Genomic DNA, 17293 nt, shown 5'->3' on the forward strand with positions numbered 1-17293 from the left:
TTTTGCGGACGGCTTGTTCAAGCCAGTCGGGGATGTCCCAGCGATTCATCGCGCCCTTATCCGCCGATTTTGTTATAGGCCAGTTCAATGAAAGGTTTCATAAGTTCGAAATCTTCGACCGAAGAAAGAGTGAATTCGGCATCACCTGTGCCGAAGTGCCCGATCTCCGATACGTCGCGATAGAACGGAGGCGGAGCGATGACGTCTTTCTTCTTTAACTTTAGGAATAATTTGATATTCCTATTCTGGGGCTCCATGCAGGCGATATTCTGCGAAATCTTGTATGCGATATAGTATTTTTTGGGAACTTCTTCGATGGCAGGATCAAGCCCGACGATAAACTCGCGAATTCCATGCATGAGAGATTGTATTTGCGAAGGTTTGCCGGTCAGATGCTCTTCGAAATCATACGTGGCGGTTGCGCGCACCTGCGCCGCTTTCTTTCCCGCTTCGACCATGATCGGGTTTTTCCCTCCCTCTGAAGAGGATGGCGCGGCAATTACCTTTGTCGCCTGGAATACCTCTTCAAGATAGATGGAACCGTTTTTGAACAGGCGATACTTCCAGAGCTCGATGTTGGCGCCCATAACCTGAACGGCATGCAGATCGTATTTTTTATAGTTAGGCGCTATACAGATCACTCGCACATCGGACCAATCCACCTCAATGCCGTTGCCGAGCTCTCTCTGTATGGCCATCTCAAAGTCGCCCTTGTGATCCTGGATCCAGTGTAGATAGAAAAGGCTCTGGTTAATCAATTCCGACGATTCAACCTTTTTGTATTCAATGATGACCGGGTTATTGTCTTCTGACAGTGCAAGGCTGTCGATGCGGCCGGCATGCAGCGGGCCCGTGGAGAACTCCGATGCGACGAAACGGCAATTGAAAACGACCTGTAGATTCTGCTCGATGAGTTTTTGTAGCTCTTTTTCCAGAGCGAAGTTGGTTTGTTCTACTGAAACGAGGCTTTCACCGGTTATCTGGAATAGCGGCATGCGTGAAGTCTCCTATGGGGATGAGGGGTTTTAAATGGACGCTATATGCGTGTAAAATGTCCGTTCATGGGACGGTTATATCTCAGCCCAAGCATTTGTAGTAACCTTGTATCGTAAACTGAATTGTTCGCAGAAGAGGATAGCGTTCCGGAATGGCATTGCTGGCGACTTTCCCACAATGCATGATGTCCGCTTTTACGATCTGCATAAACTCATCAATGGAGATGATTTTTGCACCGCAGAGCTCGTCCCTGTCCTCGGGATGGGATACGAGGACGGCAATCCGTTCCACCGGAGTCGATGGATCCTGCCACTTAAAGACATCTGAGAACATATACCGTTCACCAGATTCAAACTTCTTCCGGAACCGCCTCTCTCGCTCGGCCCATGAATCTGCATCAATGGACGGTTCGATATGGACCAGACGTTTCGTTTCCGGATGAAATGCAACAACGTCCAACTCCATCTCCCAGCCGCCATGAGAAAGCTTGCCGACTTTGAGGTTCTGCTTAACGAGGTATCCGGACCAGTCATAGTACTCTGCAATCAGATCTTCGAGATGTGACATGCTCTTTTTCCGTGGGGTAACAGTCGAACCAAGTGTAAGCCGTCCCCCCTCAGCCTATACCGGCGGCAGTCCTTGTTCTTTCAAGAATATATTGCGCCCCTTCACGACTTCCGCCATGCTCTCTGTCAGCGCATATTGTATCGCTGTGCCAGCAGGGCTCCAGAATGTGGTGGACAGTATCTCGAATTGAGATATGCTGACATGTGCACGTTATTAGCCGGAAGAAGATCGCGGACTTCTCCGCCAATCATCCTGATGCGAAAACGGCTCTTGAGACGTGGTACAGAATCGTGAGGACCACCAACTTCCGAAATTCTGCCCATCTGAGATCCGTTTTTCCATCGGCGGACCCGGTCGGCAATCTAACCGTGTTCAACATCGGCGGGAACAAATACCGGCTGATTGCTGCCATTCATTATAACCGGAAGAAGGTCTACATCCGGCACATTCTGACGCACACAGAATACGACCGCAACATCTGGAAGAGAGACATACCATGATCGCAGAACTCGAAAAAATCAAAACCGTCTGGCCGAGCGTGCAGAACGTTCTTTCCGTCCCGCGCACGAAGAAGCACTATAACCTTCTTGCGAAGATCCTGGACGAACTAACGGACGAAGTGGGAGGGAACGAGAAGCACCCTCTTCTGCCGCTTATGGAAACGATAGGATGCCTGATTGAGATCTATGAGAACGAGAACATCCCCGAACCGGAAGGCAATTCCGTTGATGTAATCCGGCACCTCATGCAGGAACACGGGCTCACACAGAAAGACCTGCCCGAGATCGGATCGCAGGGAGTTGTCTCAGAAGTTCTTAACGGGCGGCGAACTCTGAATGCACGACAGGTCAGAGCCCTTGCGAAACGTTTTCATATCTCGCCGGCTGCCTTTATCTGAGAGCTCAACTATCTACATTTGCATGTTATCAGCCCATGCTCAAAAGGCCGAGTTATAGTCTTTGCATGAGCGCCCGTTAATGGGCCACTCCCCTTGACAGAGCTGGCCCATCCCATATCTTGCAGCAATGGCCCTGAAGCGCAATGGTATCGAGGGACCGATCGCCGAATCGCAGGCAGTAATTATGAAACGAGCCTCCAGTATTCTCAAAGAAGTCTTCGGATACGATTCGTTTCGTCCGTTTCAGCGCGAGGTGATCGACAATGTTCTGTCGCGCCGTGATACGTTGGCCGTGCTTCCTACCGGAGCAGGCAAATCCCTCTGCTACCAGATTCCCGCTCTGGTCTTCGAAAAGCTGAGCGTCGTCGTCTCGCCGCTCATTGCGCTTATGAACGATCAGGTGCAGCAACTGCGCGCAGCGGGCGTGCCGGCCGTGATGCTGAATAGCTCGCTCTCGCCACAGGAATACCAGCGCAACATCGACGCTTTGCAAAAGGGCGATGCACGAATCCTCTATGTCGCCCCCGAGACTCTGCTCTCGCCTCGCGTCACGGATCTTCTTGCATCGCTGCCTCTTGATCTGCTCACCATCGATGAGGCTCACTGCATCTCGGATTGGGGCCATGACTTTCGTCCGGAGTACCGCCAGATCGCTGCCGTCCGCCGTCGATTCCCCCGGGCCGTATGTCTGGCCCTGACTGCCACGGCAACGGAGCGCGTTAGACACGACATCCTCACCGCCCTCGGCCTTGATGAGGCAGCGCAGTTCGTTGCCGGATTCGATCGGCCCAATCTCTTTATTGAAGTGCTGCCGAAGCAGAACGCCCTAACTCAGACTCTCAGATTCCTCGAAGAACGCAGGGATCAGGCTGGCATCATCTATTGTTTCTCGCGCAGGCAGGTCGATGATCTTGCCGCCGCTCTCGTTCAGAAGGGATTCTCGGCTCGTCCGTATCATGCCGGCCTTGGCGATGCGGAGCGTGCCGCCAATCAAGAGGCCTTTCTTCGAGACGATATTCAGATCATCGTGGCCACCATCGCCTTCGGCATGGGTATCAACAAGCCTAACGTTCGCTTCGTTATACACTACGATCTGCCCAAAAGCATCGAAGGCTACTACCAGGAGATCGGACGAGCCGGTCGTGACGGGCTGCCGTCCCACTGCCTGCTTCTTTATAGCTACGGCGATGTGGCCAAGCTGCGGCATTTCATCGACCAGAAAGAAGAGGATGAGCGCCTTGTTGCCCTTGAGCATCTCGATGCCCTTGTTCGTTTTGCCGAGCAGCATGCCGGCTGTCGGCGCATCCCCCTGCTGCGCTACTTCGGCGAAGAGCCGACATCGACGCGATGCGATCGATGCGACAACTGCACGTCCCCCACGGCCACGCTTGTCGATATGACCGAGAACGCTCAGAAGCTCCTGTCATGCGTTAAGCGCACAGGGGAGAGGTTCGGAGCCGGTCACGTCATCGACGTGCTGCGCGGATCAAAGAACGAAAAGGTGCTGCGCAACCGACATCAGGATCTGAGCACATACGGCATCGGTACAAACCTCACGGCGATACAATGGAATCATGTTGCGCGGCAGCTGGTGCGCCACGGCTATCTTGTTCAGGAGGGTGAGTTCCGCACGCTTCGTCTGAGCGACCTGGCAATCCGCTCTTTGCGCGAGCGGGCGCCCATTACGCTCGAAGCCATGCCACAAGGCGAGGCGCCCGTTAGGCGCTCTCCGTCGACGCTGGCGAGCGGAATGGACGAGACGTTGTTTGGTCTTCTTCGTCAGAGGCGCAAGGAGCTGGCCGACGCAGCGGGCATTCCCCCGTACATCGTCTTCTCGGACCGCACGCTGGTGGAGATGGCAAGCGCGCTTCCGCAGTCCGACGAGGAGCTGCTCAGTATCAGCGGCGTCGGTCAGGTGAAGCTGGAGCGGTACGGTGAAGAGTTCCTCGGTGTGATCAGGGATTATGTGAAGGGTAGGTAGGGTAGTAGATGGGCTCTCGATCGTGTATGCAGCAGCCGCATGCCAATTTGGGTTTAGCGATTCATGACGACGGTTCTGGCCGAAGCCAGTCTTTGGTTATTATAAGGAGTGCTGCTAAGAGAAAGCCTTGCTGATCGTTCCTTCCAGGTTATCCTTAAAGAGTTTGCTTACGGTCTCGATATAGCCGTCCTTGATGATGATTCGGTTCAATGAATCACGCTCAATCGTTACTGAGTTTTTCTCAAAATACTGTAACAATCCGATTTTATCATTGTTCTCTGATACCTCGAGTACTCCCAGATTATGAACCAGACTGTTCCTGATTTTATTGATGCAAACAATCGCTTGCCACTGATGATTGCCGAGATCCTTTATGCCGCAGATTTTCTCCAGATATATTTTTGCCTGAAAAATCCCCCTCCCGGTTATAATAGCCAGATCGATATCGATGTTCTTATGCTGTTTAGCGCGGGCGCAGATGTAACGTAAAAAGTATTCGTAGAGCGAATAGTAGCCTATAAGATAGCCAGTTCTTAGTACTTCTGGGAAAGTCTTTGAATACTCCACATAATCATCTACGTACCAATCAACGTTGCTGGCTCTCTCTTCATCGTCCATCTCGGCGAGTTCTGCATTCGTAAACGGAAACGCTTCTTCTGCTTGCAGGCGGAAATGACTTTCGGATTCTAAGAAGGCTCTATCATATGCACGAAAGCGGTTAGCGATTATTGCCTTTAAGAATGCCGAATGCTTATTCATTCTCGTCCCCTTTGCCTACACAGGCGGCAGCCCGAGCTCTTTCAGGAATGCATTGTGCTTTTTGGCTGCTGTGGCTGCCCGTTTCTCAATCTCCTTCAGTTCAGCATTCACCTTTGCCAGATCAATCTCTTCTTCTGCAATGGAGGTGCTGACATAGCGCGAGATGTTCAGGTTGTAGCCGTTCTTTTCGATCTCGTCCATAGGGACGCGGCGGGAGTAGCGCGGTTCGTCCTTCCTGAACTGATAGGCATGGACGATCTTATCAATATGCTCGGGCAACAGGCGGTTCTGGCGCTTACCTTTCTCAAAATGCTCACTGGCGTTGATAAAGAGAACATCGTCGGGCTTCTTACATCGTTTCAGAACAAGGATGCAAACCGGAATGCCAGTAGAGTAAAAGAGATTGGCGGGCAAGCCGATCACCGTGTCGATATGATTGTCTTTCAGAAGTTTAGTACGGATGCGTTCTTCAACGCCTCCTCGAAACAACACGCCGTGAGGAAGGATAATGGCCATCACACCGCTATCACTCAGAAAATGAAAGCCATGTAAAAGGAAGGCGAAATCGGCGGCAGATTTTGGAGCGATGCCGTAATTCTTGAAGCGAAAATCCTCGCCAAGCGCCTCGTTCGGCTCCCAGCGATAGCTAAACGGCGGATTAGCCACTACGGCATCGAACTGCATCTTTTTAGCAGGGTTCATTTCGTTCAGAAGGGGCCAGTCATTCAGCAACGAATCACCGTGAAAGATCTCGAACTCCGTATCTTTCACACCATGCAGGAGCATGTTCATGCGGGCGAGGTTATACGTCGTGATGTTCTTTTCCTGACCGTATATCTTGCCTATGCCGCTTGGGCCCATCTGTCGGCGTACATTGAGCAGTAACGATCCCGAACCGCAGGCAAAGTCGAGGATAGTCTTGAGTTTTTTCTTTCTACCGTTTGTCGGTTCCTGGCTATCGAGCGTAACGATTTCAGAGAGAATTGTCGAAATTTGTTGCGGGGTATAGAACTCGCCTGCCTTTTTTCCGGAGCCGGCGGCGAACTGGCCGAGAAGGTATTCATAGGCATCGCCGAGAATATCGGTATCGGCACTGAATTTTGCAATGCCTTCAGCGATTTTCTGGATGATGGTACAGAGCTTTGCGTTTCGTTCTTTCGGCGTTTTACCCAGCTTGTCAGAGTGCAAATTGATCTCTGAGAACAATCCCTGAAATGTGCTCTGGAAGGACTTTTCCTCAATATACTTGAATCCTTTCCAGAGCGTGCCGAGCAGATCATTGTCCTGTCGGCGCGCCATCTCGGCCACGTTGCTCCAGAGGAATGGCGGTTCGATTACATAGTGAACCTTGAGGCGCATCTGCTTCTCAAAGTCGGGTACATCCTTCTTGTTCTTTGCATACCAGATGGCTAACGAAGAACGTCGATCGTCCTCTTTCGTCGCTGGATAGTCTCGTCCAAGCTCTTTCTTTGCGGCTGTCTCGTAATTGTCAGACAGGTAGCGTAGAAACAGGAATGAGAGCATGTAGTCGCGGAAGTCATCGGCGTTCATCGCACCGCGTAGCTGGTCGGCGATGTTCCAGAGGGTTTTGCCAAGTTGGCTCAGTTCTTCTTGCGTCATCCTTTTTTCTCTTCTGTCAGTTCAGGGAACAATTCGGGGTTAAAGCGATAGTTTGCCATGAAATCATTCAAGATCTTTTTGAAATACTGTTTATTCTCTTCGAGCATCTCACGAGGCTCAAAAAGGGAATAGTTACCATGACTGAGGACGTTGATCAGGCGCGCATGCAGCACGCCATCTTCATCGTCTGCATCCTTCTTAATGCAGGCGGAAAAATTCTGAAACCCGTGAAAGGTCGCCGTCTTTTCCAGAATACTTCGTAAGATGTTGAAATGGTAGGTATAGAGCTGACCGGAATCCACGGCCTCACAGAGCTGTTTGAGCAGAGCGACGTGATGAAAGAAGGGCGTATCGTTCGTATAGCGCAATGTGTAGCTGCCCGTTCCCTTTTCTGTACTCAGGAAAAATGGCTGTAGCGGGTTGGTCTTTCCTCGTTCGCTGAGCTCATTCCATATTACGTTGAAAAAAAGGGCATGGTGAGAGGAGATCACGGTCTTGATACGGCCATTCGTGCTTCTTAATAATTGAGCAAGATGACTGGCCACTGCAATGGCATTGTTATCATCCAGAGATGATATAGGATCATCTACGTAGATGTATTTCACCCAGTCGTAGGCTTCCTGTTCGTCAATGGCCAGTTGAGCGACGGCAAGGAAGAAGCACCAGACAAAGATGTTTTCCTCGCCGCGCGAAACCTTAATCGGCGTCGGTGTACCATCGCCGTCCGTGTCCCGAAAGAAGGTGATGGCCCAAGAATCGTAATCAATGAAAAAACTGAAATCCACGTATCGGGCCAGCAGTCGATTGATGCGGGTTTCCATCTCCAGCTCAGGTAGACCGGCAAAGAAACGAGAATCTCGATTCAAACGAAGAACGGGGTTTTCATCGTTTTCCAGATCGTTATCCCAGTAAAACAGGTCCTCGGTGAAGGCATTAAAATAGAGCGTGTCTCGCTCTTCGCCATTCTTCTTGAAAGCCATGGACAGCCGGGTCTTGCCCGTGCCGTTATAGGCGAAGAGAAGCATATATTTCTTCTCTTTGAGTCGGTCGCGCAGGTGTGTGGCGATGTCCTCAAGATTCGAGAATGTAAGGGCCCCATTGCTCATACGTCAACCTCAGTCACGGCAGGAAGAAGGCCTTGGACTAGGCTTTTCTTGTGGAGCTTGAGAAAATCACTCATCGACATTTACAGGCGGAGACGCTAGGAACGCTGCATAAAGCAATTTATGTTGCAAGTAGCAATCAAAGACAGATCCCTGCCATATCTCCTTTGTAGTCATGGCCATGTTTGTCGACAAAGGCGTAAGATTCTGCTTTCAGAGAGTATTTATTCGTTAACATTTGCGCATAGCTGGAATGAAGTATTTGGTTGAGAAAACATGCCTTTATCTTGTAATCCTTGCACCCTCTCCAAGAATCTGGCTTTGCTTTTTCTGCTACCCTGTGAAAATTGGTTACGGCGATGGAGTTGAAATCCCACTTCTCATCGAGCCTTCGGACAAAACCAACGGCCTCCTCTGAATCCATATAAAAGATATCCAAATGAGCACTCAGACGAAATGGTTCAGAGCTGATTGAGAGGGATAATCTTTCTATGGATGACAGACAGTCCTCAAGTGATAGAAAAGCAATAATAATTGCATCACCATTTGCCAGCAACGGTAAGTACGCTCGGGAAATTCTATCCAGGACACTCGGCCAATGGACAGACCACAATCTGGAGATATAATGGTTGTAGGCAGGGGGATCTTTTTTTTGAAGTAACTGACTGCCCTCAATATCACACAGAAGATAGAACATTTCTCCATTCCGCACAGAATATTCTGATAAAAGCCTTGCAAGGTTTTCATAAGACCTGTTGCGAATATCAGCGTGGTTATCTTTAGAGACGAGGATGGAAAACGCGGGTACGTCGAAGATACTGATTTTTGAGCCACATTCAGGACAGGTAAAATCCGGCTTTGATAATTCCTCTATTGGTAAGAGTGCACTGCACTCAGGGCATTCGGGCTTCAAATCAATGATTCGGTTCTCGTTAAGCGCATTAATTACATCAAAAAAAGCAGAATATTGAAAAGAAAAAATATGGACAAGACCCCAGTTGTCAATCGATCCTACGGGGATTGCTTCTTCTATACGGCTTTTTACAGCCATTAGTGCATCGGTTTCTAAGGTTGCCAGACGTGGATCACGAAAAAATGCTATCCACTTGGCTTCGTATTCGTTCACTTTCTGTTCCACCTTTCGCGTAGGAAATGCGATAGCTGTGCAATGCTGTATTTACATGAACACTTGCCACTTCAATTTTGCCGACTTCATTCAGAACCCCAATAAAGAAACCAGCACCGTAAGCCTCTACCTGATTATCACTATTTAAGCTTTGCTGAATGTGACCTTGATTAATATCTAGTCCGGGGTTGGCTTTGGTAAAGCCCTTAAGAGTGCTCTTTTCTTGGAAAAAGTCATTGAGTTTCTTGGCAACCGTCGCTCTGGCGACATCTTCAATTCTGTTTCGATTATCTTCAATTGGGCCCACACCAATTGATTTTCGATCCATTTGAAATGGCAGAATGATTGAGTTATCTCCCTCGTTTATAGCAATTTTTTTGATGGAATCCATGGTTATTAGATCGTTCTTATTTAATTCCGAAGCTATTTTGCCTTCTTTTTTATCCTCGCTAACGCCGACTTTTTCAAGAGCAGTATTCATAAACGATACCAATCGATTCTCCGGTTTCAGACTTTTGGCATCTTCGTTGCTTGGGCCGTAGACACGAGGTTGATCCGTTGAAAATTCCACGTTTCCGTCATCTGTATTCAGAATCACTCTGTAAATAACGCGTGAGAAGGTTGAAATCGTTGCAATCAACTCTTCAAGGTTCTGATAATCGGGATGCTTCTCTCTCAGCATTTCTTCTATACTGTTTTTTAGTCCTTCTTCAATTAATTCAAGGTCCAATTTTTCCGGGAAGTGTTTTGTCAACTTTTCGGCAAACCATGCTTCATACACCGCCTCACTCTTCTTTGCATACACGAGAGTAGGATTGCCTGTCTTTCCACCGGCTGCATACATGTCATACGGCTTTTCCGCAAAATTGGCTTCAAGATCCTTTGCAACTCTTTGTAGCTGTTCTGTTAGTTTGGATCTTTTTGTGAATTGTTCTCGATCTTTTTCAGCGCGGAAATTGAGCTTCTTAAATTCCTCTAATTTCGGATCAAATTCTTCAATCCATGAAAAGAGGTAGTTGTTATATGTTTCTTCATTGTATTTGGGAATCGCAGGATTTTTTGTTTTTAAAAACGCAATATACTGCGACCGCAACGGAGCACCCCAAAAGCCAAAGCTTCGATTATCGATCAATGCGCTTCTTACTAATGATTTTGCTTTATCGGACAACGCTTTTCCTTTTGACATATACTACACCGGCCCTGTGACAGTGAACTCATTTCCAATCAATTATTTTTTGATGTAGCCGGCGTAATGCAAGCTTTTTTGATTTGAACCAAGCTGAAGATTCCAAATTCGGATTAGTTTTCCGACTGATGAGATCCCCGACACGTCCGTGTATAACTCTTGACTGTTGGCTCATTCTTCCACCTCATGCGCAACAGGGAAAAGCTGCTGCATCAGGCCTTTCTTGTGGAGCTTGAGTGCATCGAGTTTTCGCGTCTGGGCCGTGATGAGATCGTCGAGGGAGGAGAGGCAGTCGGCGATTCGCTGTTGCTCTTCCGCGTCTGGTACATGGAATTTGTACCTCTTAAACTGGTTGCCATTTATCGAGTTAATCGTTGCGCCCAAATCTGCTGAGACTTGCTTTTCGTATGCCGCAGTTTGAAATAGCTGAAATATGAATTTTGCTGATTCCGATCTAAACACCGTCATGAAGGCGCCATGGGTAGATGGTGGCATCCTGTCAGGGATAATTGCATTCTTCCCTATCAAAGATTTCGAGCCATTTCGAACACAGATCAATATGTCGTTTGGTCTTGATAGATTGACCCCCTTTATATCTGGCCTAACGAACACATTGTCCTCTAATGCGATCGTGCCATTCTGAACATTCGAGGATCTCAAGACCAACAACCCAGCATCACGAATATCGTCAGGGCTATATGTCAAACCAGAAACGAGTTCTCCTAGTTGACCAAGCTCGACCTCCTCCCACTCGCCCTTCCCCCGAAACTCAGGAAACCGCAGCTCTGGCACGGTTTCGCCTTCAGCCGGGAAAAGCTGCTGTATCAGGCCTTTCTTGTGCAGCTTGAGGGCATCGAGTTTTTGCGTCTGGGCAGTGATGAGCTCGTCGAGGGAGGAGAGGCAGTCGGCGATGCGGGATTGTTCTCTGATTTCCGGGAAAGCAAGAGGAAAATCCTTCAATGTCTTACCAGAGAGTTCTTTGAACGTATTGCCAGAGCCTAGGTCCTGTAACTGCGCCTTGGACTTATAGAGGGAATAGTAAACAAAGTGTGCATCACTTGTGGGCTCTGGAATCAAACCTCGACATCCTTGGTTGATTGCCATCGGCTCATGATTTATGGCGAGATAACCGATAGGGGCTCGTGTTGAGATTATGACCGAATTCGCAGGCAATAGCTCTGAAGAACAATTCTTCAAGCCGGCTTCAGTTATTGATCGAGCTGTCCTCGCAACGTATTTGCTACCGCCTATGCCCATGTCTGCGGGCGTGGCCCATTGAACCGAGCCACCCCAGAAATCGCGCACTGTTGTATCAGGCGTCCCCCCCTGGGTGACACGGCACACTTCGGAAAGGGCTTTCTCCCCCCACTCTCCCTTTTCCCGAAACTCCGGAAATCGTAGGCGGGGAACCAATCCTCTCCCTTTCTGTTCTCGCTTCTTCATAACAAATTACCGGCTAACTCCGCGATCTCCGCGTGAGCATGGGGCCCATCTGCAAATCCTCATCATTCCAGTCTATCCGGATGCTGTAGGCTCTTCTTCACCGCCGAATCAAGGCGCCGCTCGACTTTTTTGGCATCCTCGGCAGGCGGAAGACTCTCCGGGCGAATTCCGCGATTCAATAAAGTATCGCGCACGGCTTGGTTGTTGCTTACATGTTCCGCTGATATTGCCGATTCACTACTCATCCTCTGTTCGCGGGCATTGTGAATCGTGATCTCGGTGGCGAAGTCTTTCGCTTTTAAAATGATCGTTGGGGCAAAGTCTGCGAGTGGGCGGTTGTCTGGTACTCGCCATGCTGCCTTCATGGCCTGCGTGGATTTGCCGAATAGGGCGTGATCGCCTTTGCTGCGAATCAAAGCGAAATTCTGATTGCCGCCCGTTTGCTCGTAGATCACCTCAGAGAGTTCTTTCTCTGTTGCTGTAAGCTTTTTTCGGGCCGAGATACGCTCGGCTTCAAGCATTCGTTGTTCGATCAACTCCGCCTTTCGGGTCTGTATAGCGAAGTAGGTTTGTGCGAATGCGATCTCCTGCTTGGCTGGATCGCCGTTCTGAGCGATGAGATAGCAGGCATAGCGCGTCAGCATGATGTCGCTGATTTCACGCTGGCTTCCGGAACCCAGATCGACCATTTTCCCGACATCGGCAAAATGGTCTTGAATTTCATGCCCTGAGACCTCGCATGCGGTCTTTGCCTTTGAGATTACGTTGAGAAAGTTGTCCCATTTCGAGTAACCCAGAAGGTGCTGTAGATCCCGTGCAAGCCAGTACTCCACGCCGTTTTCGGTCGTCTGTGCATGCCCTTCGAAGGTTTCAGTTAGAGTGTAGATGAGTTCGTTTTCCATTGTCTTGTCGTCCTCCGCTCCGTTTCCGCCTGATTTCACGATGCAGCTGTCGTTGATTCATAACCCTGCAATCCCGAAATAGTGTGCCCGCCTGCAAGCTTCCTCAAATAAGGAACCAGCTCAGCCATGAGTGCCAGTTCGGCCTCGCGTCGTTCTTTCCAGCCGAGCTCCAGCGGAGCGAACAGGTCTGTTAACGCTTCCCCGTCAAAAATCATTCGGTCGATGATGGTATCGACGAAGCCCTTTAAGGCAGTGATGGGCAGCCCTTGCATGGCAGCAATCCGTGCCAGCTCATCGGCGGCCTTTTCGGCCTTGAAAAGGTCGTAGCCCCGGCGGATCTCTTTTTCATTCAAGACTTCACCCGTTTTCAGGCTGTTGATATAGGCGATAATCTCTTCGCGTTCTTCCATCAGGTTTGCATGGGCGCTGATGAGTTCGATCAGCTGGAGTCTGGTCATCCTGTGTTTAGCCGTCGGCTGCGTTGACCGAGCAATCAAGGCCATGATGTAATCGTAGTCGATGAGAGCTGACGAGAAAAGAACCAGATCGAATTCGAGCTGCTGCACTTCGTCCGTTGCATCGGGCCTGTTCTGCTTTCGTTTGAGTTCGAGGGCCGTGTCAAGATAAACGGCTTTGAAGCTACGCAGGGTATCGGCAGACAGTCTCTGTTCGATGGTTTGCTTGCTTGCCGTATCGAGATCGGTATACTGTTCCAGCTGGGTTTTAATCCGTTGCACCTCTCTGAAGCGGTTGATAAACTCTGCTCTGGCATCATCACCCTTCAGATTCAGAACCTGTGACGGCTCACAGGGCAGACCGCTTGCCTGCATGAAGCTTTCCAGTTTCTCGACGGCCGTCTGAAATTTTTGCACAACTTCAGGTGCCGGATCAACAAGCCAGATCTCCTTTACCCTGTCCTGGGCCTGGCCCGAAAAGAGACGGATGGCCTCGTCGACCTCGTCTTCCTGATAGCGAAAGTCGAGGATGTTCCCCCAAGGCTTGGTATCGTTAAGGACGCGATTCGTGCGCGAGAAGGCCTGGATCAGTCCGTGATGCTTGAGTTTCTTATCCACATACAGAGTGTTCAGAAACTTGGAATCAAACCCCGTTAAGAGCATGTCTACGACGATGGTGATGTCGATCTTGTTCTTGCGCGGGTAATCGGCATTGCTGTACTTCTGGTCCTTGATGCGCTTCTGCACATCTTGATAGTATAGATCGAATTCAGAAATACTGTGATTCGTACCGTATTGTCGGTTATAATCTTCGATAATGGATTTCAGTGCGGCCTTCTTCTGCTCGGGTTCTTGCTTGTTGTCCTCCTTCTCCTGTTCCAGATCTTCCTGCAACTGCTGCACATCCTTATTGCCTTCGGCCGGAGGCGAGAAGACGCAGGCAATCTGTAGCGGCTCAAAGACTTCATCGTTAAGCTGTCTGTTTGCCTGAACCTTTTTGAACAGCTCGTAGAATTCGATGGCATTGTTGATGGACGCCGTTGCCAGCAGGGCATTAAAGCGACGTCGGTCCGTGGCACTGTCGTGTTTTTCTAAAATGGCATCGATAACGGCCTCAGTTGGCGGGTTTTGCCCTTTTCGCGGCTTCTTGTCTCCATCCTTACCGTAGTAGTCGATGTGAAAGCTGAGCACATTTTTGTCGTCGATGGCATGAGTAATGGTGTAGGCATGAAGTTCTTTCTCGAAGATGTCTTTCGTGGTTTTGAATGATCCCACCGTACCTTCGCTCTGTTGATACGTAGCATTCTCTTCGAAGATAGGAGTGCCCGTAAACCCAAACAGCTGTGCCTTCGGGAAAAACTCTTTAATCATCTTATGATTATCGCCGAACTGTGAGCGGTGGCATTCATCGAAGATGAAGACCACCCGTTTATTGCGCAGGGGCTCAAGTCGTTCTTTGTAGGTCTGCTGGCCTACCTTCGACTTCATCTTGTTGCGTTTACTGTTCTCGTCAAGGGCCAATCCAAGCTTCTGGATCGTTGTCACGATCACCTTGTCGGCATAGTCCTCAGAAAGCATGCGGCGTACAAGCATCTCAGTATTGGTGTTTTGCTCGACGCATCCGTCCTGGAATCTGTTGAATTCTTCTCGCGTCTGTCGGTCAAGATCCTTACGGTCGACGACAAAGAGACATTTTTCGATATCAGGATTATCTTTCAAGAGAGTCGAGGCCTTGAAAGAGGTAAGCGTTTTTCCGCTACCTGTCGTATGCCATATATAGCCGTTACCTCGATTCTGGTGAATGCAATCCACGATGGCTTTCACTGCATAGATCTGATAGGGGCGCATAACGAGGACCTTTTGCTCGCTTTGCACCAGAACCATATAGCGACTGATCAAGCGCCCCAGATTGCATTTCTCGAGGAAGTCATCAGCAAACTCGTGCAGATGAGCGATCTTTCGGTTCCCTCTATCGGCATGCTGGTAGATGGGCAAGAATCGTTCGTCTGCGTTAAAGCTAAAATGCTGACTGTGATTGTTCGCGAAATAGTGCGTATCGCTTTCGTTGCTGACGATGAACAGCTGCATAAAGCAAAGCAATGAGTTAGAGTATCCGTTGCCGGGATGGTTCTTGTACTGGACGATCTGCTCCATCGCGCGACGAGGGCTGATTTGCAGCCCCTTCAGCTCGATCTGAACCACGGGAACACCGTTGATCAGGATGATGACGTCGTACCGGTGATGGCTGTATTCGGTATTGATGCGAAGCTGGTGGATGACTTCGAAATCATTCTTGCACCAGTCCCGGATGTTGACCAGCATGTATTCCAGTGGTGTTCCGTCTTCGCGCGTAAATTTGCCCTTCTCGCGCAGCGCCTGCGATGCCGTGAAAACATCGGCAGTGATGATCTCGTCGCGAAGTCGGGAGAACTCGGCATCAGTAAGCTGAACGCGATTCAGGGCCTCAAATTTCTTGCGAAAATTCTGCTCCAGCGCTGCCTTATCGCCAATGTCGGTCCGGATGGTGTATTTCAGATCTGAGAGCTTCTGAATCAGTTTCTGCTCGATCTCTTGTTCTCTTGTCATCCCGTAGACTCTATTAGATTGCCGCGGTCGGGCGTTTTTCTCACTGTTTGATAACGTTTTAATAGTATCGATCGTGCTCGCAACAATAATTAGAGCCGACAGTGAAATGACGGGCAGCCGCCGGGGAATGGTCCATAGGTCTATAAACAGTTATTTAGTTTAAAGTGAATTTATTTGTCAGATGAATGACTCCTGGCAATATGGCGGAAGCAGACAGCCAACCTGCGCCCCGCCTCCTACCTGTATTCCTCGGGCAGAAACTCGCAAACTCTGGCCCAGCATCTGGTAATCTCATCGACCACACTGGAAGCGGCGGGTCTTTCCGAAGCTTCGTTAGAGATGCATATATTCTTGCGCAGCCATTGACGCGAGAATCCCGCCCATTCACCGACGATGTTTCGTAGATTCGATTCAAGAACTGGAAAGACTTCAAGCCAGAGTATGCGCTCTACCTCCTCTTTGCCGTAGCCTGATTCGATGACTCTACGCGCAATATTTCGGTATCTGTCTTCGGTAATTTCCGTGTCGAGGAAGAGATCTGACATCGCCTCCCAGACGGGCAATCGTCGTTCTATTTCAGGTGATTGCATCGGTATTCCTCCATTGGATATGTCGTCTGCTGCTTCGGTCTCTTCTAACAGGCTGCTGAAAAAGTCCATCCGTGGACTTTTTCAGCTGACGGATTTTTGAGCTAAGCCCAAAAATTCTTACAAAATGGCCTTTTTCCAAAAAGGCCATTTTGGCAAAGCATCCTATTTTGCCATAGCAGGCTGCTGAAAAAGCAGCCTGCTATGGCTTGAACAATTTCAGCTGGAGGTTTTTTATATTCTTGAAATGCTTTCCGTTAGCCGTCGAAAGCGGAAGGCCGTTCTCGGTGGCCGTTGCTGCGATAATGGCGTCGCCCGCGCGGATTCCCGTAGCCAGACTGTACTCTTCAACATAAACGGTAGCTCGATGGCCGATGTTTTCCGTTAATGGGAGGATTTCAAAGCCGAATCGATTCAGGAATCGTTGAATAATGCGTTGTTCTTCACGATTGCGTGCACCCTGGAGAAGTTCCATCAGGGTTTGAACGGAAACGGCTCTTTCCATTGATGAATCGATAAGCCTGGCCGCTTTATGGTTACCTCTCTGCACGAAGATTATCCATGATCTCCTCAACACTGATGTCGGGCGCACTTTTCATGCCAAAAAAAGGATCTTCGAGAACGCGCACATGTTCCCTGTCCGCCGATGGCAGAATGACTCCACGCTCTTTGCCCCTTTCCCTTACCGTTACCTTTTCGCCATTGGCAAGGGCTGCCAGTATATCCCGGGTTTTGTAGCGTAGATCGAGAATGGATGCTTTCATAGGCCCTCTCCTTGAGAACACGTCCCAGAGCCCCTCCATGGGTTTTGCGACGGGTGCTAAATGTCTATATCAATATAGGCGTTCCGCCAACAGAAAAACCTGGCCTTATTCCGGAATATGAATCGTCGCCTTAATATGCTTCAGGTTGGCCACAATCGTAAAACTCATCAGCATTCTTATCTTTCCCTTATACTCAGAGGCTTCTCGCTGATTCCGTTCTTATAAAACTGTGACTTTTTGCCATCGATCGAAGCACTGCATTCATACTCGTCTGGCCGCCCCAGGGCTCTTTTGCTCCGTTGACATAAAGGAATACAGGA

The 17293-nt window shown here is 49.4% G+C and carries 16 protein-coding genes; 3 read left to right on the plus strand and 13 right to left on the minus strand.

Annotated features, from left to right (window positions below; all coding sequences use genetic code 11):
- Positions 1 to 56: 56 nt before the first annotated feature.
- Positions 57 to 995 carry a DUF5655 domain-containing protein gene (locus tag LEPIL_RS18140; protein WP_002774743.1) on the minus strand — a complete coding sequence of 313 codons (939 nt, stop codon included), beginning with the start codon at positions 993 to 995 and terminating at the stop codon, positions 57 to 59.
- 82 nt (positions 996 to 1077) lie between these two features.
- The gene (locus LEPIL_RS18145) at positions 1078 to 1563 is read right to left on the minus strand and encodes a hypothetical protein (protein ID WP_002774744.1); all 486 of its coding nucleotides are present in this window, start codon (positions 1561 to 1563) and stop codon (positions 1078 to 1080) included.
- 203 nt (positions 1564 to 1766) lie between these two features.
- Between LEPIL_RS18145 and LEPIL_RS18150 the strand changes: the two genes are divergently transcribed.
- The 3 genes from LEPIL_RS18150 to recQ all read left to right on the plus strand — a co-directional run bounded on the left by LEPIL_RS18150 (position 1767) and on the right by recQ (position 4442).
- Positions 1767 to 2063 carry a type II toxin-antitoxin system HigB family toxin gene (locus LEPIL_RS18150; RefSeq protein ID WP_002774746.1) on the plus strand — a complete coding sequence of 99 codons (297 nt, stop codon included), beginning with the start codon at positions 1767 to 1769 and terminating at the stop codon, positions 2061 to 2063.
- The gene (locus tag LEPIL_RS18155; RefSeq protein ID WP_002774748.1) at positions 2060 to 2461 is read left to right on the plus strand and encodes a helix-turn-helix domain-containing protein; all 402 of its coding nucleotides are present in this window, start codon (positions 2060 to 2062) and stop codon (positions 2459 to 2461) included. Before LEPIL_RS18150 ends, LEPIL_RS18155 begins: the two co-directional genes overlap by 4 nt.
- Positions 2462 to 2588: 127 nt before the next feature.
- Positions 2589 to 4442, plus strand: a complete 1854-nt coding sequence (recQ, locus tag LEPIL_RS18160) for a DNA helicase RecQ (RefSeq protein ID WP_002774750.1) — start codon at positions 2589 to 2591, stop codon at positions 4440 to 4442.
- A 114-nt stretch (positions 4443 to 4556) separates the two neighbouring features.
- Here the strand turns inward: recQ and LEPIL_RS18165 are convergent, their stop codons facing one another.
- From LEPIL_RS18165 to LEPIL_RS23580, 11 genes are all read right to left on the minus strand, one after another.
- On the minus strand, positions 4557 to 5201 hold the full coding sequence (locus tag LEPIL_RS18165) for a hypothetical protein (RefSeq protein WP_002774752.1): 645 nt from the start codon (positions 5199 to 5201) through the stop codon (positions 4557 to 4559).
- A 15-nt stretch (positions 5202 to 5216) separates the two neighbouring features.
- A complete protein-coding gene (locus tag LEPIL_RS18170; protein ID WP_002774754.1) occupies positions 5217 to 6821 on the minus strand; it encodes a type I restriction-modification system subunit M in 1605 nt (534 codons plus the stop codon).
- Positions 6818 to 7927, minus strand: a complete 1110-nt coding sequence (locus LEPIL_RS18175; protein ID WP_002774756.1) for an AAA family ATPase — start codon at positions 7925 to 7927, stop codon at positions 6818 to 6820. Before LEPIL_RS18175 ends, LEPIL_RS18170 begins: the two co-directional genes overlap by 4 nt.
- A 136-nt stretch (positions 7928 to 8063) precedes the next feature.
- On the minus strand, positions 8064 to 9050 hold the full coding sequence (locus tag LEPIL_RS18180) for a hypothetical protein (RefSeq protein ID WP_143464639.1): 987 nt from the start codon (positions 9048 to 9050) through the stop codon (positions 8064 to 8066).
- Positions 9010 to 10236, minus strand: coding sequence for a hypothetical protein (locus tag LEPIL_RS18185; protein WP_002774760.1), 1227 nt, complete (start codon positions 10234 to 10236; stop codon positions 9010 to 9012). The genes LEPIL_RS18180 and LEPIL_RS18185 overlap by 41 nt, the downstream gene beginning before the upstream one ends.
- A 171-nt stretch (positions 10237 to 10407) precedes the next feature.
- On the minus strand, positions 10408 to 11679 hold the full coding sequence (locus tag LEPIL_RS18190; protein ID WP_002774762.1) for a restriction endonuclease subunit S: 1272 nt from the start codon (positions 11677 to 11679) through the stop codon (positions 10408 to 10410).
- 62 nt (positions 11680 to 11741) lie between these two features.
- Positions 11742 to 12581 carry a DNA damage-inducible protein D gene (gene dinD, locus LEPIL_RS18195; protein ID WP_002774764.1) on the minus strand — a complete coding sequence of 280 codons (840 nt, stop codon included), beginning with the start codon at positions 12579 to 12581 and terminating at the stop codon, positions 11742 to 11744.
- 35 nt (positions 12582 to 12616) lie between these two features.
- A complete protein-coding gene (locus LEPIL_RS18200) occupies positions 12617 to 15622 on the minus strand; it encodes a type I restriction endonuclease subunit R (RefSeq protein WP_002774766.1) in 3006 nt (1001 codons plus the stop codon).
- A gap of 236 nt (positions 15623 to 15858) precedes the next feature.
- Positions 15859 to 16212, minus strand: coding sequence for a DUF7079 family protein (locus LEPIL_RS18205; RefSeq protein WP_002774768.1), 354 nt, complete (start codon positions 16210 to 16212; stop codon positions 15859 to 15861).
- Positions 16213 to 16411: 199 nt separating this feature from the next.
- Positions 16412 to 16714: a type II toxin-antitoxin system VapC family toxin gene (locus LEPIL_RS18210; protein WP_245826808.1), complete on the minus strand. Its 303-nt coding sequence runs from the start codon at positions 16712 to 16714 to the stop codon at positions 16412 to 16414.
- A gap of 31 nt (positions 16715 to 16745) precedes the next feature.
- A complete protein-coding gene (locus tag LEPIL_RS23580; RefSeq protein ID WP_002774771.1) occupies positions 16746 to 16973 on the minus strand; it encodes a hypothetical protein in 228 nt (75 codons plus the stop codon).
- Between the last annotated feature and the right edge of the window lie 320 nt (positions 16974 to 17293).

This window comes from Leptonema illini DSM 21528 (assembly GCF_000243335.1).
Classification (GTDB): Bacteria; Spirochaetota; Leptospiria; order Leptospirales; family Leptonemataceae; genus Leptonema; species Leptonema illini.

Bases quoted from the DNA above. Each gene is read 5' to 3' on its own strand.
- LEPIL_RS18155 (WP_002774748.1), top strand. From the start codon at position 2,060: ATGATCGCAGAACTCGAAAAAATCAAAACCGTCTGGCCGAGCGTGCAG.
- LEPIL_RS23580 (WP_002774771.1), bottom strand. From the start codon at position 16,973: ATGAAAGCATCCATTCTCGATCTACGCTACAAAACCCGGGATATACTG.
- LEPIL_RS18190 (WP_002774762.1), bottom strand. From the start codon at position 11,679: ATGAAGAAGCGAGAACAGAAAGGGAGAGGATTGGTTCCCCGCCTACGA.
- LEPIL_RS18175 (WP_002774756.1), bottom strand. From the start codon at position 7,927: ATGAGCAATGGGGCCCTTACATTCTCGAATCTTGAGGACATCGCCACA.
- LEPIL_RS18205 (WP_002774768.1), bottom strand. From the start codon at position 16,212: ATGCAATCACCTGAAATAGAACGACGATTGCCCGTCTGGGAGGCGATG.
- LEPIL_RS18165 (WP_002774752.1), bottom strand. From the start codon at position 5,201: ATGAATAAGCATTCGGCATTCTTAAAGGCAATAATCGCTAACCGCTTT.
- recQ (WP_002774750.1), top strand. From the start codon at position 2,589: ATGGCCCTGAAGCGCAATGGTATCGAGGGACCGATCGCCGAATCGCAG.
- LEPIL_RS18140 (WP_002774743.1), bottom strand. From the start codon at position 995: ATGCCGCTATTCCAGATAACCGGTGAAAGCCTCGTTTCAGTAGAACAA.
- LEPIL_RS18185 (WP_002774760.1), bottom strand. From the start codon at position 10,236: ATGTCAAAAGGAAAAGCGTTGTCCGATAAAGCAAAATCATTAGTAAGA.
- LEPIL_RS18200 (WP_002774766.1), bottom strand. From the start codon at position 15,622: ATGACAAGAGAACAAGAGATCGAGCAGAAACTGATTCAGAAGCTCTCA.
- dinD (WP_002774764.1), bottom strand. From the start codon at position 12,581: ATGGAAAACGAACTCATCTACACTCTAACTGAAACCTTCGAAGGGCAT.
- LEPIL_RS18145 (WP_002774744.1), bottom strand. From the start codon at position 1,563: ATGTCACATCTCGAAGATCTGATTGCAGAGTACTATGACTGGTCCGGA.
- LEPIL_RS18210 (WP_245826808.1), bottom strand. From the start codon at position 16,714: ATGGAAAGAGCCGTTTCCGTTCAAACCCTGATGGAACTTCTCCAGGGT.
- LEPIL_RS18170 (WP_002774754.1), bottom strand. From the start codon at position 6,821: ATGACGCAAGAAGAACTGAGCCAACTTGGCAAAACCCTCTGGAACATC.